At 35.9% G+C, this 25,714-nt stretch carries 24 protein-coding genes; 11 read left to right on the top strand and 13 right to left on the bottom strand.

Annotation, left to right across the window (positions count from 1 at the left end; translation table 11 throughout):
• The first annotated feature begins 4 nt into the window (after window positions 1-4).
• Entirely contained in the window at window positions 5-1,540 is a 1,536-nt protein-coding gene (locus tag RM520_RS08690) for a YifB family Mg chelatase-like AAA ATPase (RefSeq protein WP_311387735.1), read from the top strand.
• Here the strand turns inward: RM520_RS08690 and RM520_RS08685 are convergent, their stop codons facing one another.
• The 5 genes from RM520_RS08685 to RM520_RS08665 form a co-directional block, all read right to left on the bottom strand.
• On the bottom strand, window positions 1,541-2,542 hold the full coding sequence (locus RM520_RS08685; RefSeq protein ID WP_311387734.1) for a metal-dependent hydrolase: 1,002 nt from the start codon (window positions 2,540-2,542) through the stop codon (window positions 1,541-1,543).
• A gap of 10 nt (window positions 2,543-2,552) precedes the next feature.
• The gene (locus tag RM520_RS08680) at window positions 2,553-4,277 is read right to left on the bottom strand and encodes an amidohydrolase (RefSeq protein WP_311387733.1); all 1,725 of its coding nucleotides are present in this window, start codon (window positions 4,275-4,277) and stop codon (window positions 2,553-2,555) included.
• A gap of 62 nt (window positions 4,278-4,339) precedes the next feature.
• Complete coding sequence (locus tag RM520_RS08675; RefSeq protein ID WP_311387732.1) at window positions 4,340-5,767, bottom strand: M20 family peptidase; 1,428 nt, start codon at window positions 5,765-5,767, stop codon at window positions 4,340-4,342.
• Between the two features lie 30 nt (window positions 5,768-5,797).
• Window positions 5,798-6,916, bottom strand: coding sequence for a pyridoxal phosphate-dependent aminotransferase (locus RM520_RS08670; RefSeq protein WP_311387731.1), 1,119 nt, complete (start codon window positions 6,914-6,916; stop codon window positions 5,798-5,800).
• Between the two features lie 51 nt (window positions 6,917-6,967).
• Window positions 6,968-7,411, bottom strand: a complete 444-nt coding sequence (locus RM520_RS08665) for a hypothetical protein (protein WP_311387730.1) — start codon at window positions 7,409-7,411, stop codon at window positions 6,968-6,970.
• Window positions 7,412-7,588: 177 nt separating this feature from the next.
• Here RM520_RS08665 and RM520_RS08660 point away from each other — a divergent pair, with 177 nt between their 5' ends.
• From RM520_RS08660 to RM520_RS08645, 4 genes are read left to right on the top strand one after another with little or no spacing between them, the layout of a single operon-like run.
• Complete coding sequence (locus RM520_RS08660) at window positions 7,589-8,782, top strand: Nramp family divalent metal transporter (protein ID WP_311387729.1); 1,194 nt, start codon at window positions 7,589-7,591, stop codon at window positions 8,780-8,782.
• Window positions 8,782-9,522: a 5-oxoprolinase subunit PxpA gene (pxpA, locus tag RM520_RS08655; protein WP_311387728.1), complete on the top strand. Its 741-nt coding sequence runs from the start codon at window positions 8,782-8,784 to the stop codon at window positions 9,520-9,522. Before RM520_RS08660 ends, pxpA begins: the two co-directional genes overlap by 1 nt.
• Complete coding sequence (pxpB, locus tag RM520_RS08650) at window positions 9,519-10,250, top strand: 5-oxoprolinase subunit PxpB (protein ID WP_311387727.1); 732 nt, start codon at window positions 9,519-9,521, stop codon at window positions 10,248-10,250. The genes pxpA and pxpB overlap by 4 nt, the downstream gene beginning before the upstream one ends.
• Complete coding sequence (locus RM520_RS08645) at window positions 10,243-11,082, top strand: 5-oxoprolinase subunit C family protein (RefSeq protein WP_311387726.1); 840 nt, start codon at window positions 10,243-10,245, stop codon at window positions 11,080-11,082. Before pxpB ends, RM520_RS08645 begins: the two co-directional genes overlap by 8 nt.
• Here the strand turns inward: RM520_RS08645 and RM520_RS08640 are convergent.
• Complete coding sequence (locus RM520_RS08640) at window positions 11,079-11,807, bottom strand: nitroreductase family protein (protein WP_311385306.1); 729 nt, start codon at window positions 11,805-11,807, stop codon at window positions 11,079-11,081. The genes RM520_RS08645 and RM520_RS08640 overlap by 4 nt on opposite strands.
• 247 nt (window positions 11,808-12,054) lie before the next feature.
• On the opposite strand from RM520_RS08640, the gene ilvD reads away from it, so the two are divergent.
• The 6 genes from ilvD to RM520_RS08610 all read left to right on the top strand — a co-directional run bounded on the left by ilvD (window position 12,055) and on the right by RM520_RS08610 (window position 19,828).
• The gene (ilvD, locus tag RM520_RS08635) at window positions 12,055-13,731 is read left to right on the top strand and encodes a dihydroxy-acid dehydratase (protein ID WP_311387725.1); all 1,677 of its coding nucleotides are present in this window, start codon (window positions 12,055-12,057) and stop codon (window positions 13,729-13,731) included.
• Between the two features lie 11 nt (window positions 13,732-13,742).
• On the top strand, window positions 13,743-15,476 hold the full coding sequence (gene ilvB, locus RM520_RS08630; RefSeq protein WP_311387724.1) for a biosynthetic-type acetolactate synthase large subunit: 1,734 nt from the start codon (window positions 13,743-13,745) through the stop codon (window positions 15,474-15,476).
• A 5-nt stretch (window positions 15,477-15,481) separates the two neighbouring features.
• Window positions 15,482-16,063, top strand: a complete 582-nt coding sequence (locus RM520_RS08625) for an O-methyltransferase (protein ID WP_311385303.1) — start codon at window positions 15,482-15,484, stop codon at window positions 16,061-16,063.
• 5 nt (window positions 16,064-16,068) lie between these two features.
• Window positions 16,069-16,599: an acetolactate synthase small subunit gene (ilvN, locus tag RM520_RS08620; protein ID WP_311385302.1), complete on the top strand. Its 531-nt coding sequence runs from the start codon at window positions 16,069-16,071 to the stop codon at window positions 16,597-16,599.
• Window positions 16,600-16,709: 110 nt separating this feature from the next.
• Window positions 16,710-18,185 (top strand): ketol-acid reductoisomerase, encoded by a 1,476-nt coding sequence (gene ilvC, locus RM520_RS08615; RefSeq protein ID WP_311387723.1) that lies wholly within the window; start codon window positions 16,710-16,712, stop codon window positions 18,183-18,185.
• A 53-nt stretch (window positions 18,186-18,238) separates the two neighbouring features.
• On the top strand, window positions 18,239-19,828 hold the full coding sequence (locus tag RM520_RS08610; RefSeq protein WP_311387722.1) for an NADP-dependent glyceraldehyde-3-phosphate dehydrogenase: 1,590 nt from the start codon (window positions 18,239-18,241) through the stop codon (window positions 19,826-19,828).
• Here RM520_RS08610 and RM520_RS08605 read toward each other — a convergent pair.
• The 7 genes from RM520_RS08605 to leuD all read right to left on the bottom strand — a co-directional run bounded on the left by RM520_RS08605 (window position 19,823) and on the right by leuD (window position 25,698).
• Window positions 19,823-20,839 (bottom strand): LLM class flavin-dependent oxidoreductase, encoded by a 1,017-nt coding sequence (locus RM520_RS08605; RefSeq protein WP_311387721.1) that lies wholly within the window; start codon window positions 20,837-20,839, stop codon window positions 19,823-19,825. The genes RM520_RS08610 and RM520_RS08605 overlap by 6 nt on opposite strands.
• A gap of 1 nt (window position 20,840) precedes the next feature.
• Window positions 20,841-21,287 carry a hypothetical protein gene (locus RM520_RS08600; RefSeq protein WP_311387720.1) on the bottom strand — a complete coding sequence of 149 codons (447 nt, stop codon included), beginning with the start codon at window positions 21,285-21,287 and terminating at the stop codon, window positions 20,841-20,843.
• 37 nt (window positions 21,288-21,324) lie between these two features.
• Window positions 21,325-21,855 carry an NADPH-dependent FMN reductase gene (locus tag RM520_RS08595; protein WP_311387719.1) on the bottom strand — a complete coding sequence of 177 codons (531 nt, stop codon included), beginning with the start codon at window positions 21,853-21,855 and terminating at the stop codon, window positions 21,325-21,327.
• An 86-nt stretch (window positions 21,856-21,941) separates the two neighbouring features.
• Complete coding sequence (locus RM520_RS08590; RefSeq protein WP_311387718.1) at window positions 21,942-22,400, bottom strand: Crp/Fnr family transcriptional regulator; 459 nt, start codon at window positions 22,398-22,400, stop codon at window positions 21,942-21,944.
• A gap of 98 nt (window positions 22,401-22,498) precedes the next feature.
• Entirely contained in the window at window positions 22,499-23,557 is a 1,059-nt protein-coding gene (gene leuB, locus RM520_RS08585; RefSeq protein ID WP_311387717.1) for a 3-isopropylmalate dehydrogenase, read from the bottom strand.
• Window positions 23,558-23,577: 20 nt separating this feature from the next.
• On the bottom strand, window positions 23,578-25,092 hold the full coding sequence (locus RM520_RS08580) for an alpha-isopropylmalate synthase regulatory domain-containing protein (protein ID WP_311387716.1): 1,515 nt from the start codon (window positions 25,090-25,092) through the stop codon (window positions 23,578-23,580).
• 9 nt (window positions 25,093-25,101) lie between these two features.
• A complete protein-coding gene (gene leuD, locus RM520_RS08575) occupies window positions 25,102-25,698 on the bottom strand; it encodes a 3-isopropylmalate dehydratase small subunit (protein ID WP_311387715.1) in 597 nt (198 codons plus the stop codon).
• Between the last annotated feature and the right edge of the window lie 16 nt (window positions 25,699-25,714).

Raw genomic sequence — 25,714 nt, 5'->3', positions numbered from 1 at the left:
AACTATGCTTATTAAAGTTTTTGGCAGCGCTGTTTTTGGCGTTGAAGCCACTACCATTGTCGTTGAAGTAAATATAGATAAAGGTATTGGCTACCATCTTGTTGGTCTTCCAGATAACGCTATTAAAGAGAGTAACTACAGAATTGCAGCAGCGCTTCAAAACAATGGTTATAAAATACCTGGCAAAAAGATAACTATCAATATGGCACCTGCCGATCTTCGAAAAGAAGGTTCGTCCTACGATTTAACTTTAGCACTTGGTATTTTAGCCGCTTCCAATCAAATACAATCAGAAAGTATAGGTAAGTATTTGATAATGGGAGAACTGTCATTAGATGGTAGCTTACAACCCATTAAAGGAGCTTTGCCAATTGCTATTAAAGCAAAAGAAGAAGGTTATAAGGGTTTTATTTTACCTCTTCAAAACGCTAAAGAAGCGGCCATTGTTAGTGATTTAGAAGTTTACGGTGTAGAAAATATTAAACAGGTCATTGATTTTTTTGATAAGCGAACACCATTAGAGCAAACAATTATTGATACGCGCGCTGAGTTTTATAAGAGTTTAGATTTTCCAGAGTTTGACTTTTCGGATGTAAAAGGACAAGAGAGTATTAAAAGATGTATGGAGATTGCAGCGGCGGGAGGGCATAATATTATTTTAATTGGCCCACCTGGTGCGGGAAAGACTATGCTAGCAAAAAGACTTCCCTCTATTTTACCTCCAATGACCTTGCATGAAGCCTTAGAAACTACTAAGATTCATAGTGTAGTTGGTAAAGTTAAGAATATGGGCTTGATGAGTCAACGCCCGTTTAGAAGTCCTCATCATACCATTTCAGACGTTGCACTCGTAGGTGGAGGGGCCTATCCACAGCCTGGAGAAATCTCATTATCACATAACGGGGTTTTGTTTTTAGACGAATTACCTGAATTTAAAAGAGGAGTTTTAGAGGTGATGCGCCAACCATTGGAAGACCGAGAGGTGACTATTTCAAGAGCGAGATTTACAGTAACCTATCCAAGTAGTTTTATGCTGGTAGCAAGCATGAATCCAAGTCCAGGAGGTTATTTTAACGACCCAGATGCCCCAGTAACATCTTCTCCGGCTGAGATGCAAAGATATCTGAGCAAGATTTCAGGACCTTTATTAGACCGTATTGATATTCATATTGAGGTGACCCCAGTGCCATTTGATAAACTTTCTGAAGAGCGCAAAGGAGAGAGTAGTGTTGAAATCAGAAAAAGAGTTACGGCAGCCAGAGAAATACAAACTCAACGTTTTAATAAATTGGAAAACGTACATTATAATGCACAGATGAACACAAAACAAATTCGTGCATATTGCAAATTAGACGATGCTTCAAAAGCCCTACTTAAAAATGCAATGGAAAGACTTAATCTTTCGGCGCGGGCCTATGATCGTATCCTAAAAGTTGCGCGAACTATTGCAGATTTAGAAAATTCTCAAGAAGTAATCGGTAATCATATTTCAGAGGCAATCCAATATAGAAGTTTGGATAGAGAGGGTTGGTTGGGGTAATTAATTCCCTAAAATCCTCTCCCACAAGGCAGTAACCAATTTTTTGGCATCACTACGATTCTTTGGAACTTCGGAGACTTCAAGTCCATCAGCCGTATCATTTAATTTGTAGGAAAAAGCAAATTGAGTTTCTGTGGGATCTAAACTGAGTAATCCAAAACGTAAATCATTAAAAAACAAGTGGCCATCCTTTTTAGTGATAGCATACCAACCATCACTAATTTTGATAAGTCTTTGAATTTTGTCTTTTTGTTGAATTCCTTCTAAAAGGTTGTGATTTTTAGGGATACTGCGAAAAGTAATGGGCTGCGAATCAAAAAAAGAATATTCACCAATTAAATAGGCATCTTTAGTATCTATATTGGCCATCCAAAGGATTGTGTTAAAAGGTGATGGCCTTATATCCATTTGTGAATAACTGATATTTTGTTCTTTCAAATTCGATTCAAAACTTTGATATGCCATGCCTTTAAATATTAAGGTTAATAACAAATACAAAGAACTAATTGTGAGCCCAAGTCGATTGAATCTTCTCCTTTTCTGACTTCCTCTTGCTTGAGTCATAGCCAATATCAAGAATGTTAAAAAGGGTAGGGTGTAGAAGGGGTCAATCACAAAGATATTTTGAAATGCTAGTCGTAATTTGAGAGGCCAAAATAATTGGGTTCCCCAAGTTGTAAAAGCATCAAGAATTGGATGTGTAAACAGTCCCCAGAAAAATAGCCAGGACCAAGCACGCCAATTAGCTTGTTTTTTCTTGTAAATCATCCAAACAACCCAACCAAAAATAGGAGCAAATAGCACAGAGAAGAAAATAGAATGGCTAAAGCCTCTATGAAATTCAACTGCGGTTACGGTATCCACAAAAAAATTGGCCAAAACATCTAAATCAGGAATGGTTCCGGCAACGGTACCCCATAACATAGCTTTATTGCCAACCTTTTTTCCCAGAACTGCTTCTCCAACCGCAGCGCCTAGAACTATTTGTGTTAAGGAGTCCAATTAAATTAAATTAGTTTTTATCATAGACGATTTCGCCATTATAAATGGTCATTAGGACTTTAGTTTCTAAAAACTCATCCTCAGCTATTGCCATTAAATCTTGATTAAAAATGGTGAAATCTGCTAGTTTTCCTGCAGTAATAGACCCTTTAATTTCTTCTTCAAAAGCACCATAAGCTGCATCGAGTGTATAAGACTTTAGCGCTTGCTCCCGTGTCATTCGCTCTTCAGGTTCATAGCCTTCGTCAGGCATACCGTTCAGTGATTTTCTTGTAAAACTAGCATATAAGCTTGCGATTGGGTTTAAAGGTTCAACAGGCACATCTGTACCATTTACAATGGGTATTCCACTCTCAAGAAGGGTTTGCCACATGTAAGCCCCTTCTTTTATTCTTTTTTCGCCTAAACGGTCTATTGCCCAAGAACGGTCAGATGATAGATGAACCGCTTGCATAGCTGGAATAACACCGAGTTCAGCAAAACGTGGAATATCGTCTGGGTGAAGGTGTTGGGCATGCTCTATTCTAAAACGATGGTTTTCTGTCAAATCCGGTAATTGTTCAAAGGCATATTCATAACGGTCTAATATTTCTTTATTAGCTCTATCCCCAATGGCGTGGGAACAAACCTGAAATCCATTTCTTAGTCCATTTAAAGCGGTTTCTTTTACAAATGGCATCGGTAGCGTTTCATGACCAAAATGACCGGGTCTATCTGTATATTCCTCCAAAAGCCAAGCTCCTCGTGAGCCTAAAGCGCCATCACAATTGAGTTTAACAGACCGTATTGTCAGGGTATGGTCAGGATCAACTAACGGCCCCTTTTCATACCACTCGGTTAACAAATCCTCATCCCAACCTGTTAGCATGCAGTAGAGTCTAACATTCATTTTATTAGCGGTCTTCATATCTTCATATAATGCAATCGTTTCACGACCAATACCAGCATCATGAAAACCTGTAATTCCATTTCTTTGGCATGCAGCTACAGCTAATTCAAAAGCTTTCCGTTCTCTTTCCGCAGTAGTTTCTGGAATATGTTTCGTTATTAAAGTTTGAGCTCGTTCATTAAAAATACCAGTCGGACGACCAAAATCATCTCGCATTACCTCGCCACCTTCTACTTTAAATTTATCGATACCTTCTTTAGAAAGAATTGAAAGTCCAGCAATTTCCATGGCTTTCGCATTAGCAAAACCAGCATGACCACTGGCATGACTCAGGTAGACAGGGTTATCAGGTGAAACTTCACTTAACAAATCATGCGTTTGAAATCCATCTACCATTTGGTTTGGCATTACTGTCCATTTACTTTGATGCCATCCTCTGCCTAATATCCATTCGCCGGGTTCAACAGTTTTTACTTTCTCAGCAACGGCATCTATAATTTCTTGATAGCTGGTTGTATTTATTAGATCAAGATTTAGTTCATTATAACCGAGCCCCATGAAATGACCGTGACCTTCAATTAAACCTGGTGTCATTGTTTTACCCTCAAGGTCAACGAGTTTTGTTTCCTTTGTTTTGAATTTTTCTGCTTCATCTAAACTTCCGGCAAAAAGTATGATATTATCTTTTACTGCTACTGCTTCAACAGTACTTTGAATAGAATCTACTGTATAAATTGGACCACCATAAATAAGCAATGTCGCTTCCTCTTTTGGTGTTGTTGAACAAGAAAACATGAATAAGAAAACTACTAATAGTTGATAGAAAACTGCACTAGGTAATCGCATAAGGCTTTTGTTGAAATTTTAATTTAAAATAAAAGTTTGATGAAATAAAACATCAAAAGAGCCTATTCATATCCTTTGATCAACTGGTAGGTAAATTGAATAATTTCTTTATAATTCTCTTTGGTAATTTTTTCGTCTATACCATGAAATCCGGTCATATTATCAGGATTGATTCGTAATGGATAAAATCGAAAAACATCATCGGAGATTTCATAAAAATACCGTGCATCAGTGCCTCCGCCAACAAGTCCGGGAACAACGACTGCATCGGGAAAAGTGGACCTGATGGTACGTTCTAAATTTTTAAAAGCTTCAGAATCTATGCTTGACACCGGCGATGGATTAGTTAAAAACCCAACGGGCTCAACTTTAATTTTGTCACTTACAGTTTCAATGATGTGTTGTTTTGTAGATTCAATAGTTTCTCCAGGTAAAATCCTAAAATTGATAGTAGCCTCAGCTACGGTCGGAATTACATTATTTTTTATACCGCCGTCAATTATAGTAGGAGCCGTGGTTGTATGGGCATTTAATGCTTCAAGAATTGGTTTTTTAAAGAGCCATGGGTTAGCGAAAGCCAGTTTTTTCATAAAAGGGAGCTCCGCACCCATGTATTCTAATTGATAATCAATTGGCTTAACCAATTTATATGGTAATTGATTATTCTCTAAATCAACAATAGCTTGAGCAAGCATACCAATGGTATTTTCACGTGGTGGTGCTGAACTATGCCCGCCGGTCGTTTCAACTATAAGTCTAAACGAAGCAAACCCCTTCTCAGAAAGGTTTACAATCGCAACTTGTTTGTCAATACCGGGTATCATTCCATCAGCGAGAAACCCACCTTCATCAATAGTCATTGCTGCATTGACACCTTTTGCTTTTAAATAATCTGCAATTTTAGAAGCTCCTTTTCCTCCGCCAACTTCTTCATCATGACCAAAAGCAAGATAAATAGTTTGTTGCGGGTTAAATGATTCACTAAGCAGTCTTTCTACTGATTCCATAATTGCTATTAAGGTGTTCTTATCATCCATGGTACCTCTACCAATTATGTGTGTATCAGTTATCTTACCTTCAAATGGTCCGGCTTCCCAATCATTTAAAGTCGGTTCATCAACTGGAACAACATCTTGATGTGACATTAGAATGATTGGCTTTTTTGAAGCATCGGTTCCCTTCCATGTATACAAAAGACTATACTCACTTATCATTTCAAGGTTCAAGTTTTGATGAATAAGGGGGTAGGTTTTTTTTAAAAACTGATGAAATCCATTGAATGCAGTTGAGTCAGGTATGGCATCTTCACTAAAAGATATTGTTTCAAACTTAATAGCTTCAGAAAGGTTTTGAAAAACCGAATCAGGAATTGTAATTTTTTCTATTGGTATTGATGAAACCTGTTTGGATTTTAACGAAAAAGTATTGAATAACAGTATTGCAGCAATTACAATTAAAATTGCTAATAAGGCGTAGATTATTTTTTTCATTCTGTAACTATTGGTTGGTTTTAATTTGTATTAGCTGATGACTTTTTTCAAGGCTCTGTCAAAAAGCTTCATATTATCTATGGTGCCGGTGCTAATTCTTGCCCATTCGTTAAAAGGAGGAAAAGGACGACCAATAAGCACATTTTCTTTTTTCATATCAGCAATCATTTTAGAAATTGGGTGCCCAGTTTTAAAGAAAACAAAATTAGTATGTGATTTAATGTATTCTAAGTTTAAATCATCTAACGTTTTATAGATAAAATTTTTAGCCTCTACATTTTTTGCTAAACTAAACTTGTAAAAGTCATCGTCTAAAAGTGCTGTTTTTGCCGCTTCAATGGCTAAGACATTGGTCATAGCCATAATATTACTTCTCAATCTTTGAGCAATATCAGGCCGAGCGACTAGATATCCAATACGCATACCAGCCAAGCCATAAACTTTAGAAAAAGTTTTAGATACTATAACATTCATACCTTCTTTAACGAGTTCAACCATAGAAGGATAGTCCGGTTCTGTAATAAAATCGTAATAGGCTTCATCACTAAATACCATAGTTTTTTTGCTCACAGAGCTACAGAAGTCTCGTAATTTGATTTTATCAAGTAACGTTCCTGTAGGGTTATTCGGATTACAAAGAAAGATGAGTGTTGTTTTGGTATTGATTCTATTGGCCATGGCCTCCAAATCATGATTCATATATTCATCTACAGGAACACGATGAACATAGGCTCCAAAATTTTCTGCATATCGTAACATTGCCTGAAAAGTTGGATCAGCAGCAATAATTTCACCGCCGTCAATTCCGTAAGTTATCCCTGTTGCTTTTAAGCCTTCCGTTGAACCACCTGTTATAACAATATGATCAGTTGAAACGCCCTCTGTTTCTGCTATTTGCTCCAATAAAGGTCGGAAAACCATAGAAGGATACCTACAGGCAACATCAAAAGAATTTGTAATTGCTTCGCGAACTCTTTTAGAAGGACCAAAAGGATTTTCATTCGAATTTAGTTTTGCAAAAGGCTCGTTTTCTTTTGCAATTGAAGAAAATTGGTAATTACCAGCATAAGAGTTTACACCACCTAAAAGTGCGAAACCGCTTGATAATCCTGCCGTTTTGAGCCATTGTCTCCTGTCTAAAGTCTTCATAAATAAAATTTATGAAGAAAAGATACAAATTCTCAATGTATAGTATTTATGCTAAATAACTTTAATATTAGCTTTAAGCCCTTGAATAATTCCGAGAATATTATTGACAGTGTCTTTTAAATAGTACTTGACAACAATATGAGGAATTCGGATTGTTGTAAATCCATTCTTAAAAGAATGCATAGCTTCTTCCAGGTCTTGAATTGCTTGCTCGTGGGTTATTAATTGATAGTCGGTATCAACTTCAATATTTAGTTTAACCCTTGAAATAGCGATATCGACAGATTTATTTCCATCCCACCATTCAAGCATAGGGTTAGCACCTGCCTCTTTAAGCGCGTAAAACAGTTGTACGGCCTCAATGGGGGTGTCATTCTCTACTATTACTTTTTCAATAAGTCGGATATGTCGTTCACATAATTCAACACCTAAGGCTTCGGTTGATTTTTTGAACGTTTCATAGCCGATATTTTTGTTACAATCTATACATGCCATTTAAGTAGGTAAGTTTGGTCAATTTTTCGATTTGGGACTATTATAACTTTGACAAAATTTAATTCGTATATCGATTCGACGTATGACACCTTCTTTTTAGATGAAATGCATTTTTTTAGATGAAATGCAAGGTGGCTTGTTGCGAAACCATTAATTTGTGTGGTGTAAATTTTCAACATGTTTAAAAAAATAGGCCCCGGAGTTTTAGTTGCAGCTGCTTTTATTGGCCCTGGCACAATTACAGCTTGTACTATTGCCGGTGTAAGTTTTGGATATGCTTTGTTGTGGGCAATGCTATTATCTATAATAGCCACAATGGTATTACAAGAGATGGCCGCACGATTGGGTATCATAACTCAAAAAGGTTTAGCCGATGTTATAAAACAGGAGCTTAGAAATAAGTGGGTGAAAGGCACAATCATTGCGATAGTGTTAGGGGCCATATTAATAGGTAATGCTGCATACGAAGCTGGTAATATAGGAGGTGCTTCTTTAGGTTTAGCTGCAATTTTTGGTAAAGCTTATGTTGAGTTTTACCCTATTATTATAGGAATAGTATCTTTTGTTTTGCTATGGCTAGGGACATATAAATCATTAGAGAAGATCTTTTTTGCTCTAATTGCATTAATGAGTCTTTCCTTTATAATTACAGCAATTTTAACCAAACCAGATTTGGGTGGAATTGTATCAGGTTTATTTATACCATCAATGCCATCTGATAGTTTACTAACCGTTATTGCTTTGGTTGGTACAACAGTCGTTCCCTATAACTTGTTTTTACATGCCTCATTGGTTAATGAAAAATGGAAATCAAAAACTGATTTAAAGGTTGCCCGTTGGGATACTATAATTTCAATTGCTTTGGGAGGTTTAGTATCCATGTGTGTGATTATTGCAGCAGCTTCCATCCCATCGAATGAAGTAACTGGCGCAGGCGACTTAGCCTTAGGTTTAGAACCTTTATTTGGTGATATGGCTCGTTATTTTATGGGAATAGGACTTTTTGCTGCAGGAATAACATCATCTATTACTGCGCCATTGGCAGCTGCATATGTAGCTAACAGTTGTTTTGGGTGGAACGCGAGTTTGAAAGATTGGAAATTTAGAATGGTTTGGATTTCTATTTTAAGTATAGGTGTGGTATTTCTATCCTTTGGCATCAAACCCATTGAGGTAATTAAGTTTGCTCAAATCGCCAATGGTATTTTATTACCCGCAATTGCTATACTTTTGGTTTGGATAGTTAATAAAGCTTCAGTAATGGGAACAAATAAGAACACAATAGCACAAAATGTGATTGGATACGCAATCGTTTTATTTTCTTTGTTTTTAGGATTGAAAAGTATTTTTAAGGTTATGGGTTTGTATTAATGAAAAAAATAATTGTTGATATTAATTGCGATGTAGGGGAGGGTGTAGGTAATGAGATTGATTTACTTCCTTTAATCAGTTCATGTAACATTGCATGTGGCGGCCACGCTGGTGATAAAAAGAGTATGGCTGATGTAATTCGTTTAGCGATGAATAACCAGGTTAAAATCGGAGCTCATCCTAGTTACCCCGATAAAGAAAACTTTGGAAGAGTGGTCATGAATATTTCTTCAAGGGAACTTATTTTAAGTTTAAACGAACAGCTTTCTATTTTTGTAAAAATTCTTGAACAGCAAAAAGGTGTTTTGAATCATATTAAGCCTCATGGAGCATTGTATAATAAAATTGCTGAAGATGAAAATTTAGCCAATTTATTTCTAGATGCTATTGAGAATTATAAAAATATCCCTATTTATTTACCTTACCAATCACAAATTCATGAACTAGCTATTAAAAGAGGGTTTAAGTTTCACTTAGAAGCTTTTGCAGACCGCAACTATACTTCATCTTTAAAATTAGTTTCTCGTTCGTTAGAAAACGCTGTAATACATGAGCCAAAATTGGTTCTACAACATTTGGTGAAAATGATTAGGGAAGAAGCGGTAGATACTATTGAAGGCTTATCAAGAAAAATAAAAGCCCATACATTTTGTGTTCATGGAGACACGCCTACAGCTTTGCAAATATTGATGTATCTTTCTCAAGAATTACCAAAAAACCAAATCGAAATTAGCAAGTGAGTAGTTATCCCATTACTATAAAAGCCTTTGGTGAACAAGCTATTTTAGTTCAGTGGCCAAGCGAGGTTAATGATTCCATTTTAGAAGATATCATACAGTTTACCAACTTCTTAAAAAGAAAGTTAGAGGAAAAATGGGAGTTTGTTCCATCTTATAATTCTTTAACAATTATTGGTGAAGCAAACAATCTAAATTTGATTGAAATAAGAAAAAGTATAATAGCTTTTTATAAAGCTCTAGATTATACTGAAAAACCAGTACGATATTTATGGACTCTACCGGTTTGTTATGATTCAGAATTTGGACTTGATTTAGATGAAGTATCTCAGAATTTGAATATGACAGTTTCCGAATTGATTCAAAGTCATTCAGAAAACGAATATACTGTATATGGTATCGGTTTTCTTCCTGGGTTTATGTACCTGGGTGGATTACCTAAAAACTTAGAAACAACTCGAAAAGAAACTCCACGATTAAAAGTAACTAAGGGAGCAGTTGGTTTAGCTGGAAAACAAACAGGGATTTATCCTCAAGAATCTCCTGGTGGATGGAACATAATTGGTAGTTGTCCTGTAGCCATATTTAATGTAAATACTGAAGAACCGTGTTTTGTAAGCGTTGGTGATAAAATTAAGTTTGAAGCGATTTCTAGGGCAACTTATGACTTACATAAAATTGAGGCTGAAGTTGGTATTTATAAACCTAAAAAGGTGCTTTTAAATGATTAAAGTTTTAAAATCAGGTTTTTTTACTTCTATTCAAGATATAGGGCGTTTTGGCTTTAGAAATAAAGGCGTTCCTGTCTCTGGTGCTATGGATACTAACGCCTTACGTAAGGCAAATTCTTTATTAGAAAACTCTCCCAAGGCAGCATTATTAGAAATAACAATGACTGGTCCAACATTATTATTTGAAGAGGAGACTTATGTCAGTTTATCAGGAGCTGAAATGTCAGCAACGTTAAATAATTTACCAATAGATAATTATAAGGTTTATAAAGTAAAGAAAGGCGACATCATATCTTATGGTAGACTTACCAATGGTTTTAGGGCCTATTTAGCTGTAAAAAATGGGTTAGAATCTAATAGTGTTTTAGGTAGTTCTTCGCAGTATTTTCCGTTAACTTCTAGAAAATGTATTTCAGATGGCGATTTGATTTTGTTTGACCCTATCTTACATTTTGAGCCTAAAATTACGGAGTTAAAAATTGATTTTTATTATAAAGAGAAGGATCTAAAGGTAAGTAAAGGACCAGAATTTGACATGCTTAGTGATGATCAACTAGAATCTTTATTCACCAAGGAGTTTTCAATAGCCAAAGAGAATAATAGAATGGCATATCAAATAAATGAATTAATAGATGGTCATAACGTAACTATGCTAACTTCTGGCACCCTACCAGGTACAGTTCAATTAACACCAAATGGTAAGTTGATAATACTAATGAAAGACGGACAGACCACTGGAGGTTACCCAAGAATATTACAGCTAAATCAAGAAGCCATTTCTGTATTAGCTCAAAAAAAGTTTGGAGATAGTTTCAGTTTTAATCTTTATTAAATTTTACGGTAAACATCTTGAAACGGAACTCTAAATCGTTCTCCGTAAATACCCTTTTCATCCCTAATACCGCAACCAATAACCATATTTATTTCAGCACCACTACTTAAATTTAGAATTCTTTTGACTAATAAGGTGTCACTGCCTTCCATAGGACATGTATCATATCCGATAGCCGCCATACTAATCATAAAATTTTGTGCAGCCAAACCAGCACTTTTATGCGCGACAATACGCATATCTGAATTTCTTACCTGTCTATAGATTGGTTTGAATAAGCCAATTATTTGAAATATGATATATTTTAACCAGCCCAAAATGCCAAAAACATCAAAATAAACGGTGGGTATGAGTTTAGAGTAATAAGACAATGCAAACTTTTCTCTTTTAGAGTATTCAGATTCAGGCTTATTTCCAATCCCTGCTTTTAAAAATAAAAAATTTGATTTGGCACGTTTTCTCCATAAATCTTTACGAGCCACTACTACCAACATCTCCTTGGAGTATTTAGCAGCATTTTGCCCTAAGCAAGCCTTAGTCATTTGCTTAAGAATAGCCTTATCGGTAATATGATAAAATTCCCAAAGTTGGAGGTTACTGCTGGTCGCTGCTAAAGTCGCTTGCTGTATACATTGTTTTACCTTATCAGAATTAAGTTCTTCATCTTCTTTAAAAATACGAACTGATCTTCGGTAATTGATTGCTTCACTAACCGTTTTTTCCATAGATTTCAAAAGTATAAAATTGAGATGGTTCTAAAACTCTAAAGACATGTTTTTATGAATTTTCCAAAAGGAATGAATATGGTATTTTAAAATGAGTTAAATAATTGAAAATCAATTATATAAAAGGTTTAGAATTTAAATGAATTTAGCGGTTCACCGACTGTTAAAATTATAGGATGTTTGAAAAAATTATTTTTGAATGTTGTAGTATGTATTAGAACAAACTATAATTTGAAAGAAGACTTTAATGGAACTGAATAAATACAGCAAAAACGTTACCCAAGACCCAACACAACCAGCAGCACAAGCTATGTTATATGCCATTGGTTTAACTGAGGAAGATTTAAAAAAGCCTTTGATTGGTATTGGTAGCACCGGTTATGAGGGTAACCCTTGTAATATGCATTTAAATGACCTTTCTGAATATGTCAAAGAAGGTATAAATTCTTCTGATTTAGTTGGTCTAATTTTCAATACAATTGGTGTTAGTGATGGTATTTCAATGGGTACGTACGGTATGAGATATTCGCTCCCTTCAAGAGATATTATAGCAGATTCAATGGAAACAGTGGTGCAGGCAATGAATTATGATGGTTTGGCTACAGTTGTAGGATGTGATAAAAATATGCCAGGCGCTTTAATGGCAATGATTAGGTTAAATAGACCTTCAGTATTAGTTTATGGCGGTACTATTGCATCAGGATGTTTAAAGGATAAAAAATTAGATGTTGTTTCCGCTTTTGAAGCTTGGGGAGAAAAAGTCGCAGGCACTTTAAATGAAGAAGACTACAAGGCTGTTATACAAAATGCTTGTCCAGGTGCAGGCGCATGTGGTGGAATGTATACAGCTAATACCATGGCTTCCGCCATTGAGGCTTTAGGTATGGCTATGCCTTATAATTCTTCTAATCCTGCTACAGGCGGTGAGAAGAAAGAAGATTGTATAGCTTCAGGTCGTGCATTAAAACAACTAATTGAAAAGGACATCAAGCCTTTAGATATTATCACTAGAAAATCTTTAGAGAATGCAGTACGCTTAATCACTGTTTTAGGTGGTAGTACGAACGCAGTTCTCCACTTTTTAGCGATTGCAAAAGCCGCCGAGATTGAATTTGGTCTAGACGATTTTCAACATATTAGTGATACGACGCCATTCTTAGCAGATTTAAAACCTAGTGGTAAATTTTTAATGGAAGATGTTCATCGAGTAGGAGGTATACCTGCAGTAATGAAGTTTATGCTGGAAAAGGATATGTTACATGGTGATTGTTTAACGGTAACAGGGAAAACAGTTGCAGAGAATTTAGCGGACGTACCTAATTTAGTTGAGGGTCAAAAAGTAATTAAAGATTTAGATAATCCAATAAAAGAAACAGGGCATATTAGAATCCTTTTTGGAAATTTAGCTAGTGAAGGTTCTGTTGCAAAAATTACAGGAAAAGAAGGATTACATTTTTCTGGACCTGCTAAGGTTTTCGAAGGTGAATTTCTAGCCAATGATGGTATTAGAGATGGTAAGGTAAAAAAAGGAGATGTTGTCGTCATCCGCTATGAAGGTCCTAAAGGTGGGCCAGGAATGCCAGAAATGTTAAAACCGACCGCCGCCATTATGGGTGCAGGTTTAGGTAAAGATGTCGCCTTAATTACGGATGGCCGTTTTTCCGGAGGCACACATGGTTTTGTGGTCGGTCATATTGCACCGGAAGCGCAAGATGGAGGAAATATTGCATTATTAGAAGATGGTGATATCATCACGCTTAATGCTGAAGATAATACAATTTCGGTTGATTTGACTGAAGAAGAATTGGCCAATAGAAGAAGAAATTGGGAGCAACCTGAACTTAAAGTAAGAAAAGGGAGCTTATATAAATATGCAAAAATGGTTTCGTCGGCCTCTCAAGGTTGCGTTACTGATGAAATATAATCCGTGAAGCTATGGAAACACTAAAAGTGAAAAAAGACAAGTCGGAAACAGTTACCAAAATAAAAATAACTGGCGCTGAAGCAATAATCCATTGCTTATTAGCTGAGGGTGTTGATTTACTTTATGGTTATCCAGGAGGTGCAATCATGCCAGTTTATGATGAACTATATAAGTTTCAAGATAAATTGACTCATATATTAACCAGACATGAACAAGGTGCGACACATTCTGCTCAGGGCTATGCAAGAGTTTCAGGTAGGGTAGGTGTTGCTATGGCAACTTCAGGACCAGGTGCTACGAACTTGGTGACCGGTTTGGCAGATGCCCAAATAGATTCAACACCAATAGTTTGCATTACGGGGCAGGTTCCAAGACATCTTTTAGGTTCGGATGCTTTTCAAGAAACTGATATTATAGGTATCTCTACTCCTGTTACAAAATGGAATCATCAAATCACCAAAGCTTCAGAAATCCCTGAAGTAATGGCCAAGGCATTTTATATTGCTAAATCGGGTAGACCAGGACCGGTATTGGTTGATATTACTAAAAATGCGCAATTTGAAGAATTTGAGTTTAGCTATGAAAAATGTACTGGTGTTCGTAGTTATAATCCTGAACCTAAACCTGATGTAACTGCAATAGAAGCTGCTGCAGAGCTCATAAATAATGCCAAAAAACCTTTTATTGTATGGGGTCAAGGAGTTATTCTCGGTAAAGCTGAGGAAGAACTCAAAGCATTGATTGAAAAAGCAGGTATTCCAGCTGCGTGGACCATCATGGGAGAATCTGCAATTCCAACAAGCCATCCGTTGAATGTTGGTATGGTTGGTATGCATGGTAATTATGGCCCAAATGTATTGACCAATGAATGTGATTTACTTTTGGCTATTGGTATGCGATTTGATGACCGCGTTACGGGTAGTTTAGATACCTATGCCAAACAAGCCAAAGTGGTTCATTTTGAAATAGACCCTGCCGAAATCAATAAAAATGTAAAGGCGGATGTTGCTGTTTTGGGAAATTCTAAGGTTACTTTGGCAAAATTACTTCCTTTTGTTAAGAACAATAAACATGATGCTTGGCATGACGAATTCAAACAAAAAGCACAGATTGAATTTGATACCGTAATCAAGAACGATATTCATCCGACCAAAGAGGGATTAACAATGGGTGAAGTTATTGAAGAAATAAATATCGCTTCAAAGAATAAGGCAGTAATTGTTACTGATGTTGGACAACATCAAATGATTGCTTGTCGTTATGCAAAATTTGAACAGTCAAAAAGCAATATCACATCTGGAGGCTTAGGTACCATGGGCTTTGCACTTCCAGCAGCAATTGGTGCTAAGCAAGGTGCTATGGATAGAGAAGTTGTGGCAATAATTGGTGATGGTGGTTATCAGATGACCATACAGGAATTAGGAGTTATTTTTCAGCATCAAATTCCTGTAAAAATTGTGGTCTTAAATAATGACCATTTGGGAATGGTGCGCCAATGGCAAGAATTATTTTTTGATAAGAGATATGCATCTACTGTAATGGTTAATCCTGATTTTGTGAAAATAGCAGAAGGATATCATATTGAGTCAAAAAGAGTTAGCGAACGTAAAAATTTAAAAGCTACCATTCAAGAAATGATTGCTTCTGATAAGCCGTATTTCTTGGAAGTTAAAGTTGAAAAAGAAGATAATGTATTTCCGATGATACCATCGGGAGCATCGGTTTCAGATATACGATTGAAATAAACCAAATGAACGATTCGAATATTCAAGACATTCCGATTATACATCATAAGATAGCTCAGAAATCCAAAGAAATTGGATTTACGATGCCTTCAGATTTATTTATTGGAACACTATTGAAAACACTAATATCTAGTAAGCCAAAAGGGCACTTTTTGGAGTTGGGTACTGGTATTGGTCTTTCTTTATCGTGGATGATTGATGGAATGGATTCGGAATCAAGTTTAATTACTGTTGATAATGACCCAGAATTGATAACCATTGCCAATCAATATTTTGGAAATGATAATCGAGTTAAAATTAGTTGTGAGGACGGTAGTGATTGGATTCAGAATTATAAGGATTCAAAATTTGATTTGATTTTTGCTGATGCCTGGCCTGGAAAGTACAGTGAGCTAGATGAAGTATTAGATTTAATAAAACTCGGAGGTTTTTATGTTATTGATGATATGACTGCCCAACCTAATTGGCCTGAAGGTCATGATAAAAATGTAGAAAAACTTGTTTCATATTTAGAAGAACGACAAGACTTTAATATTACTAAAATGAATTGGTCAACTGGTGTGATAATAGCAGTTAGAATAAAATAAAGCGTATGGAAAAAGAATGGTTTACCATATCGGTTTATTCTGAAAATAATGTTGGATTACTTAACAGAATATCTGGTATTTTCTTAAAAAGACATATTAATATTGAGAGTTTAAATGTTTCAAAATCTGAGATAGATGAAGTCTCTAAATTTACTATTGTAGTAAATACAACAGAGAAGTGGGTGCATAATATTGTTGGGCAGCTAGAAAAGCAAATAGAGGTGATAAAAGCATTTTATCATACTGATGATGAAACCATTTATCAAGAATCTGCTTTATTTAAAATCAACTCAGATTTACTGTTTGATGAAAGACAAATTCAAAATATTATTAAAGAAAGTAATTCACAAATAGTCACGGTAGCCAGAGAATTTTTTGTTCTTGCAAAGTCAGGTCGAAGACACGAAATTGACGAGATGCACGACCAATTAAAACCATTTGGCATTATGCAGTTTGTTCGTTCAGGACGTATTTCTGTAACTAAAGATGAAATGAAAATAACAGCAATGTTGAAAGAATTTCATTTGACGAATTAATTGATAAATAACCTTTCAGCAGATTTCTGTTTAGAAAGTTCAAATAAATAGATAGAACATAAATACATTTCCATCTTGCGGTGGAGAAAAAAAATTTAAATTTTTAATAAATGGCAAATTACTTTAACACATTAGCATTAAGAGACAAATTGACCCAATTGGGCAAATGTAGATTCATGGAATCTTCTGAGTTTTCAGATGGTGTTAGTGCATTAAAAGGAAAGAAAATTGTAATAATTGGTTGTGGAGCTCAAGGTCTTAATCAAGGTCTAAATATGCGTGATTCTGGTTTAGATATTTCATATACACTTAGAGAAGCAGCGATTAAAGAGCAACGACAATCATTTAAAAATGCTTCTGAAAACAATTTCAATGTTGGAACCTATGAAGAGCTTATCCCTAATGCCGATGTGGTAATTAATTTGACTCCTGATAAACAACATACTAATGTAGTTAGCACTGTGATGCCAATGATGAAAAAAGGTGCAACACTTTCTTACTCTCATGGCTTTAATATTGTTGAGGAAGGTATGCAAATCCGGGAAGACCTTACGGTTATTATGGTAGCACCTAAATGTCCAGGTTCTGAGGTTAGAGAAGAGTATAAAAGAGGATTTGGGGTGCCTACATTAATTGCTGTACACCCAGATAATGACCCTCAAGGTCATGGTTTAGCCCAAGCAAAAGCCTATGCTGCTGGAACAGGTGGCCATAGGGCAGGTGTTTTAGAGTCTTCTTTTGTAGCTGAAGTTAAGTCTGATTTAATGGGAGAACAAACAATCCTTTGTGGATTGTTACAAACAGGATCTATTCTTTGCTTTGATAAAATGGTTGAGAAGGGAATTGATGCTGGATATGCTTCTAAATTAATTCAATATGGATGGGAGACCATTACAGAGGGAATGAAATACGGAGGTATTACCAATATGTTTGACAGATTAAGTAATCTAGCGAAAATAAAAGCATTTGAATTAGCAGAAGAGTTAAAGGATATTATGCGTCCATTATTTCAAAAACATATGGATGATATCATGACCGGTCATTTCTCAAAAACAATGATGGAAGATTGGGCTAACGATGATAAGAACTTACATACTTGGAGAGCCGCTACAGGAGAGACAGCTTTTGAGAAAACACCGGCGGGTGATATGGAAATCTCTGAACAAGAATTTTACGATAATGGCGTATTGATGATCGCTATGGTTAGAGCAGGGGTCGAGTTGGCATTTGAGTCAATGACGGAATCTGGAATTATAGCTGAATCTGCCTACTATGAATCATTACATGAGACACCTCTTATTGCTAATACCATAGCAAGAAAAAAATTATTTGAAATGAATCGGGTTATTTCTGACACTGCCGAATATGGTTGTTATTTATTTGATCATGCTTGTAAACCCTTATTAACTGACTTTATGAAAACAGTTGATACGGATATTATAGGTACGCCGTATACCTCAAGTGAGGGTAATGGAGTAGACAATGCTAAATTGATAGCTATAAACAAAGAACTAAGAGAACATCCGGTTGAAATTGTCGGAACGAGATTGCGAGAATCGATGACTGCAATGAAACCGATTGTTTAACGACTAAATCCCTAAGTAATTAGGGATTTTTTGTTCCATTAAAATTAAAAACAATGAGCACTAGAGACAACATACCAGAAGAATTCCAAATAAAAGAAACTATTGATCAAAGACATTATTTAGTCAATGGTCAATTGAAATCATGGTCAGGTAATTCAACAGCGGTGTATTCTACAATTTCTTCTACAGATGATTACAAGCCAACACTTTTAGGTAATATACCAGATATGGGCGAACCAGAAGCTATAGATGCTTTAGAAGCTGCTCTAGGTGCTTATGACAAAGGAAAAGGAATTTGGCCTACTATGAAAGTTAAAGACCGTGTGGCATGCATGGAGAGCTTTGTTAAAAAAATGGAGACCAAACGAGAAAAGATTGTAAAACTATTAATGTGGGAAATAGGCAAATCACTTCCTGATTCACAAAAAGAATTTGACAGAACGGTTGAGTACATTTATGACACGATAGAAGACTATAAGCAATTAGATCGTGATTCTGCAAAGTTTCATAAATCTGGCGATGTTTATGCTCACATTAGAAGAGGACCACTCGGCGTTGTTTTATGCCTAGGCCCTTATAACTACCCTTTGAATGAAACCTTTGCCTTATTGATTCCTGCAATTATAATGGGGAATACAACCATTTTTAAACCTGCCAAGCATGGAGTTCTATTAATTACTCCTTTGTTAGAAGCTTTTCAGTCTTGCTTTCCAAAAGGAGTAGTGAATATTCTATTTGGAAGAGGTAGAGCTGTAGCAGCACCAATTATGCAAACTGGGAAGGTTGATGTGTTAGCTTTAATTGGAAATAGTAAATCTGCAAACGCCTTGCAAGAGCAACATCCAAAAAGTAACCGACTACGATTGGTGTTAGGCTTAGAGGCTAAAAACCCAGCAATTATTTTACCAGATGCCGATTTAGATCTTACGATTAATGAAGTGATAGCGGGTACCACTTCTTTTAATGGACAGCGATGTACTGCATTAAAAGTAGTTTATGTTCATGATGATATTAAGGAAGAGTTTTTAAAACGTTTCTCGGCTAAAGTAGATGCAATGAAGTTTGGAAATCCTTGGGATGATGGCGCAAAATTAACACCACTGCCAGAGCCAGGAAAACCGGCTTACATTCAGGAACTCTTAGATGATGCTTTAGCTAAAGGAGCTAGTGTTCAAAATGAAAAAGGAGGGGAGCATTCTGATAATTATATTTGGCCTGCCGTCTTATATCCGGTTTCAAAGGATATGCGAGTATATGAGGAAGAGCAATTTGGACCCATAATTCCAGTACTTTCGTTTTCTGACATTTCAGAGCCGCTCGACGATATGGCGGAATCTAATTACGGGCAGCAAGTAAGTCTTTTTGGAAAAGATGTGTACAGTCTTTCTCCGCTTATTGATACACTAGCAAATTTGGTTTGTAGAGTAAATTTGAACAGCTCATGCCAACGTGGACCGGATGTTTATCCTTTCACTGGACGGAAAGATTCTGCCCAAGCGACCCTAAGCGTTCATGATGCTTTACGTTCATTTTCAATAAGAACCTTTGTGGCTTTTAAGGACAATGAATTGAATAATGAGACAATTGAACAGTTATTAGAAGCTAAAGTGAGCAACTTTTTGAGTACAGATTATATTTTATAAACTTGCTTTTACTAGGGGAGCTACGTTTTGGCCAATAAGTTGAATGGCCTTAAGTAGTTTTTCATGAGAAATACCAACATCCATTTGAAATGTTAATCTTGAAATACCACCAAGTGCTTCATGATGATGTAAAATTTTCTCAGCTACTTCCCCTGGACTACCTACTAACAAGGCACCTTGAGGACTGGCATTTTGAGCATCAAAACCTGCTTTGGTAACTGGTGGAAAGCCACGTTCTTGACCAACTTTAGTGAATACTTTTTGATAACCTGGAAAATAGTCGTTAACTGCTTGCTCTGTCGTTTCTGCAACATAGCCTAGAGAATGTAAGCCCACTTTTAATTGCTCTGGAGAATATCCAGCTTTTGCTCCGGCCTGTCTATAGATATCTACCAAAGGTGCAAAGCGATGGGTTTGCCCTCCAATTGATGCTAGCATCAAAGGTAAACCCAATTCGCCAGCTCTAACAAATGAAGAAGGCGTCCCACCAACTCCTAACCATACAGGTAATTTCTTTTGAACAGGTCGAGGGTAAATAGATTGGCGATTTAGGCTAGGTCTAAACTTACCCGTCCATGTAATGGTTTCTTCATCCCGTATCTCTAAAAGTAGTTTTAGTTTTTCGATGAAAATCGCGTCATAGTCCTCTAAATTGAATCCAAATAAGGGAAAGGCATCGGTAAAAGAACCGCGCCCAGCTACAATTTCTGCTCTACCGCTGGATATCAAATCAAGCGTCGCAAAATTCTGGAACACTCTTACGGGGTCTGCAGCACTTAAAACTGTTACCGCACTGGTAAGTTTGATTTGTTCTGTTTTTCTAGCTGCTGCTGCCAAAATCATAGAAGGAGCAGAATCCAAAAAATTTTCACGATGGTGTTCGCCAATGCCAAAAACATCCAATCCAACTTTGTCCGCAAATTCAATGCGCTCTATAAGTTCGTTGATGGCTCTTGAACCATTGACCTCCTTTTCTGGAGAAGCGGCAAAACTGTCAATTCCTATTTCCATATTAAACGCTTTCCCTTTTAAAAAGGGCATAAAAGCTTATGACAATTGCCATACTCGAAACAATTGTCATTATAGTGCCAGGCACAAAATTTGTAAAACCCCCTAAATCCATAAAAAGAAAATATCCTAGATCTGCCAATCCGCCAGTTATAGCCGCTAAGAAAATCGCACTTTTGTTACCTTTCCAGACGTAAAACGCGCAGATAAAGGTGACTAAACCTATCCATAGCAGGTTAAATCCATGCTGGCCAATTATTGCTCCTGCCGCAGAAGGATAATCGCGAATCAAAGATTCTGAGTCAACTTTATCAGCAATACCACTAATAGCAGCGGTAATATTTTTGTTTAGAATAAAATAATCGGTCATTATCCCAGCAAAAATGTGAACAATTCCCCAAATAATCCATAAAATTGCTGCGATTCTGAATAGTGCTTGTAAATTTTTCATGATATGTTTTTTGGTAGTTTTTAAAAATCTTTAAAAATTAAAGAGCTTTTTGAAAATTTAGTATTTGCACCATTAAATCTTCTTTCAAATGAGTATTAATAAGTTCTCCTTTTTGGAAATTTGAATGGAATGTTGGTAATGAAAATTTTGAAATTATATTACCTCCAAAGTGCGGGATTAAATTATTTATAATTTCCAGTACATTGACTCCACCTCGATTGCCAGGTGAAACGGATGATAAGAACATAGGTTTATTTGCCCAAAATTTCATATCCACCCGTGAGGTCCAGTCCCATAAGTTTTTAAATGCCGCTGTGGTCATTCCATTGTATTCTGCTAGCGATAAGACTATTCCATCAACAGACTCAATAAGATTCTTAAAATAATAAATGTTCTCTGGTATCCCGGATTCGAATTCCAAATCTGGACTATATATAGGTAAAATTAAATCGTTCCAATTCAAAGTGATAACCGATACATTTTCTAATTCATTTGCAACATAGGTAGCAAAAAGAGAATTGATAGATTTTTTGCTATTGCTTGCTCCAATTGCTAATATTCTTTTCATAGTACAAATTTGGAAAAACAACTATGAAAAAACATTAACCTGGATTAAGAAAAGACATTAAACAAGAATTTCTGGAATATAAAAAACTAGAGATTTCTTTTTATTTTACTCAATGCTTCTGGCGTAATTCCAAGATAAGAAGCAATCATTTTTTGTGGTACACGTAATAAAATATTAGGGTAAGTTTTTATAAAGTGTTGATAACGTTCAATAGCAGAGGCACTCATAAGCATAAGCACTCTTTTTTGTAAAACGCTTAATCTTTTCAATAAAGGCTTAATGTTTTGAATTTCTTTTGAAGGTTCTTTTTCAGCCACATGAACTATAGAATCTTCAAGTGCATCAATAAATAATTCTGCTGGTATATCTGCTGGGTTGGTATCCGCAACCACCCAACCTTCAGGTCCGAACATAAAAATATGTTCTTTCCCTTTTTTATCAATAGTATAACTACGTAGAAGCCCTTTTTCAACAAGATAAATTTTAGAATTTAAATCGCCCTGGCGTTGAATTATCCCCCCTTTTTTAACTTCTAGTAATTTCAATTTTCAATTTTCTTTACTTCTAAAGTTAAGAAGATAATAACCAAAAAAGCCTAGTGAATAGTCACTAGGCTTTAAATAATATAAAATATGTTCTTTGTCTATATGTTAGAGGCCAACCAATCTCCAACTTCACTTGTTTTATAAGCTTTGCCTCCTTCAGCTAAATCTTCAGTAACATAACCTTCAGCTAAAGACTTATTTACAACATCACGAATAGCTTTTGCTTCGTCATGTAAATTAAAAGCTGTCTCAAACATCATTGCAGCCGATAATACGGTTGCTAAGGGATTTGCAATGTCTTTTCCTGCAGCTTGAGGGTAAGAACCGTGGATAGGTTCAAATAACGACGCCTTTTCTCCTAAAGAAGCGGAAGGCATTAATCCCATAGAACCTGAAATCACGGAGGCTTCATCGGTTAAAATATCTCCAAAAAGATTCTCTGTAATTAAAACATCATATTCATTGGGCCATTGTACCAAACGCATAGCAACAGCATCAACAAATTCATAAGAAACTTCAACTTCTGGATATTCTTTTTCCATTGCCTGTACAGTTTCCCTCCACAAACGAGAAGATTCCAATACATTGGCTTTATCTACACAGCAAAGCTTCTTACCCCTCGTCATTGCTGCCTCGAAACCTTTTTTAGCTAAACGCTGAATTTCAAAACGCTGATAGGTCATGGTATCAAAAGCAGTATCTCCATTGTCCTTTCTACCTCTTTCACCAAAATAAACACCACTAGTTAATTCTCGAAAAAACACCAAATCAGTGCCTTCAATACGTTCTCTTTTTAATGGAGATTTATCAATAAGTGATGGAAATGTAAAGGTTGGGCGTACATTTGCAAATAACCCTAATTTCTGACGCATTTTCAATAAACCTTGCTCAGGCCTAACCTTTGCCGAAGGATCATTGTCAAAACGAGGATGACCAATAGCACCAAATAAAACTGCATCTGCTTCTTCACAAATGCTATGCGTTTCATCAGGATATGGTTCTCCAACAGCATCAATTGCTGCTGCACCTGTAAGAGCAGGTTTCCATGAGATTTCATGGTTAAATTTACTCGCTATAGTATCACATACTTTTACAGCTTGATCTATTACTTCTGGTCCTATACCATCTCCTGCCAATAAGGCGATATTCATTTTCATAAAAATGTCTTGAGTGTTATTTAAATTATATTGAGCATCTTTTCAGTTGCTTTAATTGCTGATACTGTTTGGTCAGAGTCTAGACCGGTAGTAACAAAATCATTCTTTGTTGTTTTCCAAGTAATCATAGTTTCACATAAAGCGTCTGAATTACTGCCTGGGGGAATTCTAACGGCGTAATCAACCAATTCTGGTAATTTAACCTTTAGTTTACCATATACTTTATGTAAAGCATTCATAAAGGCATCAAACTGCCCATCACCTTGTGCATTTTCTTCATATAGCTTTCCATCAACCTCCATAGATAGAGTAGTGGAAGGTTGTAATCCTTTTGCATGTGTCAACACATAAGACTTAACAAATACCTTTTGTTGAAAAGAACTACTATCTAATACATCAGAAATAATATATGGAAGGTCCTCTTTAGTTACCCGCTCTTTTTTATCGCCCAATTCAATAATACGCGTTGTTACTTTTTTAAGCTCTTCGTCATTCAAACTCAATCCTAACTCTTGTAAGTTCTTTTGAATATTTGCTTTACCTGACATTTTACCTAAGGCATATTTACGTTTTCTACCAAAACGTTCTGGCATTAAGTCGCTAAAGTAAAGATTGTGCTTACTATCTCCATCTGCATGAATTCCAGCAGTTTGAGTAAATACATTATCGCCAACTATAGGTTTATTTGCAGGTATTCCGAATCCAGTAAATGCAGAAACAAGTTTGCTAACTTTATAAAGGGAAGATTCGTTTACAGCTGTGGTAACTTCAGGTAAAAAATCATTGATTACAGCAATTGCGCTTGCTAAAGGAGCATTACCCGCACGCTCACCCATGCCGTTAACCGTTAGATGGAGTCCGTGACATCCGGCTTTAACTGCTTCCATTACATTAGCAACACCTAAATCATAGTCATTATGTCCGTGAAAGTCAAAATGAGTATTCGGATATTTCTTTACAATTTTTGTTAGAAATTCAGAAGTTTCTGTATGCGTCAATACCCCTAAAGTATCTGGTAATAAGACTCTTTTAATGGGTTGTTCTGTAAGAAAATCAAGAAACTGTAATACATAATCTTGTGAGTTACGCATTCCATTGCTCCAATCTTCAAGGTAAACATTCGTATCAATACCAGATTTATTTCCTAGTTCAATGACCTTAGCAATCTCTGCAAAGTGTTGTTTAGGAGTTTTTTTGAGTTGATGTGTTAAATGATTAAGCGACCCTTTAGTCAGTAAGTTCTGGACTTTTGCACCCGCTTTTTCCATCCATTTGATTGAAGTTCCACCATCAACAAAAGTCAACACTTCAATTTTAGAAATACAATTATTTTCTATTGCCCAGTCCGTAATTTGCTTTACAGCATTGAATTCCCCTTCCGAAACTCTTGCTGAGGCTATTTCAATTCGATCCACTTTAAGTTCGCCTAACAAAAGCTTTGCAAGCGTTAGTTTTTCAGAAGCCGTAAAAGATACACCTGAGGTTTGTTCTCCATCCCTAAGGGTGGTATCCATAATTTCAATGGTTCTCGCCATTACTAGAATTTAAAAAGGTCTACTCTCAGCAAAAGTTTTGATGTCTTCTTTTACATTCAACAAATAATCAATGTCATCAAAACCATTTGTCATGTTGTCTTTTTTGTACTCGTTGATTGCGAAAGTTTCTTTTTCATCTGTAGCTAAAATAGTAATAGTTTCTTCTGGCAAATTGACTTCAAGTTCCGTATTAGGTTCCGCTTCGATAGCTTTAAAGATTTTATCAAGAAATTCTGGACTCACCTGAACAGGTAAAACCCCTATATTTAGACAATTCCCTCTAAAAATATCCGCAAAAAAACTTGAAATAACGCATCTGAATCCATAATCATAAACCGCCCAAGCAGCGTGTTCACGAGATGAACCTGACCCAAAGTTTTTACCACCAACTAAGATTTTTCCACTATAAATAGGGTTATTTAAAACAAACTGTTCTTTTGGTGTATTGTCTGAGTTGTATCTCCAATCACGAAACAAATTGTCCCCAAAACCTTTTCTTTCTGTTGCCTTAAGAAAACGTGCAGGAATTATTTGATCCGTGTCAACATTTTCAATTGGTAAAGGAACAGCTGAACTTTTAAGTATATTGAATTTATCGTATGCCATGTTTAAATTTTGTAGT

It is taken from the genome of Croceitalea vernalis, assembly GCF_031846405.1.
In the GTDB taxonomy this organism is placed as follows: domain Bacteria; phylum Bacteroidota; class Bacteroidia; order Flavobacteriales; family Flavobacteriaceae; genus Croceitalea; species Croceitalea vernalis.
The sequence above is the reverse complement of the archived record's forward strand: the minus strand, read 5'-3'. Positions and strand labels throughout refer to the sequence as shown.

Coding starts and splice junctions, on each gene's coding strand:
- RM520_RS08690 (WP_311387735.1), top strand. CDS start 5: ATGCTTATTAAAGTTTTTGGCAGCGCTGTTTTTGGCGTTGAAGCCACT.
- ilvD (WP_311387725.1), top strand. CDS start 12,055: ATGGAACTGAATAAATACAGCAAAAACGTTACCCAAGACCCAACACAA.
- RM520_RS08580 (WP_311387716.1), bottom strand. CDS start 25,092: ATGGCGAGAACCATTGAAATTATGGATACCACCCTTAGGGATGGAGAA.
- ilvB (WP_311387724.1), top strand. CDS start 13,743: ATGGAAACACTAAAAGTGAAAAAAGACAAGTCGGAAACAGTTACCAAA.
- RM520_RS08645 (WP_311387726.1), top strand. CDS start 10,243: ATGATTAAAGTTTTAAAATCAGGTTTTTTTACTTCTATTCAAGATATA.
- RM520_RS08670 (WP_311387731.1), bottom strand. CDS start 6,916: ATGAAGACTTTAGACAGGAGACAATGGCTCAAAACGGCAGGATTATCA.
- RM520_RS08625 (WP_311385303.1), top strand. CDS start 15,482: ATGAACGATTCGAATATTCAAGACATTCCGATTATACATCATAAGATA.
- leuD (WP_311387715.1), bottom strand. CDS start 25,698: ATGGCATACGATAAATTCAATATACTTAAAAGTTCAGCTGTTCCTTTA.
- RM520_RS08675 (WP_311387732.1), bottom strand. CDS start 5,767: ATGAAAAAAATAATCTACGCCTTATTAGCAATTTTAATTGTAATTGCT.
- leuB (WP_311387717.1), bottom strand. CDS start 23,557: ATGAAAATGAATATCGCCTTATTGGCAGGAGATGGTATAGGACCAGAA.
- RM520_RS08600 (WP_311387720.1), bottom strand. CDS start 21,287: ATGAAAAATTTACAAGCACTATTCAGAATCGCAGCAATTTTATGGATT.
- ilvC (WP_311387723.1), top strand. CDS start 16,710: ATGGCAAATTACTTTAACACATTAGCATTAAGAGACAAATTGACCCAA.
- RM520_RS08660 (WP_311387729.1), top strand. CDS start 7,589: ATGTTTAAAAAAATAGGCCCCGGAGTTTTAGTTGCAGCTGCTTTTATT.
- pxpA (WP_311387728.1), top strand. CDS start 8,782: ATGAAAAAAATAATTGTTGATATTAATTGCGATGTAGGGGAGGGTGTA.
- RM520_RS08665 (WP_311387730.1), bottom strand. CDS start 7,411: ATGGCATGTATAGATTGTAACAAAAATATCGGCTATGAAACGTTCAAA.
- RM520_RS08595 (WP_311387719.1), bottom strand. CDS start 21,855: ATGAAAAGAATATTAGCAATTGGAGCAAGCAATAGCAAAAAATCTATC.
- ilvN (WP_311385302.1), top strand. CDS start 16,069: ATGGAAAAAGAATGGTTTACCATATCGGTTTATTCTGAAAATAATGTT.
- RM520_RS08610 (WP_311387722.1), top strand. CDS start 18,239: ATGAGCACTAGAGACAACATACCAGAAGAATTCCAAATAAAAGAAACT.
- RM520_RS08605 (WP_311387721.1), bottom strand. CDS start 20,839: ATGGAAATAGGAATTGACAGTTTTGCCGCTTCTCCAGAAAAGGAGGTC.
- RM520_RS08640 (WP_311385306.1), bottom strand. CDS start 11,807: ATGGAAAAAACGGTTAGTGAAGCAATCAATTACCGAAGATCAGTTCGT.
- RM520_RS08680 (WP_311387733.1), bottom strand. CDS start 4,277: ATGCGATTACCTAGTGCAGTTTTCTATCAACTATTAGTAGTTTTCTTA.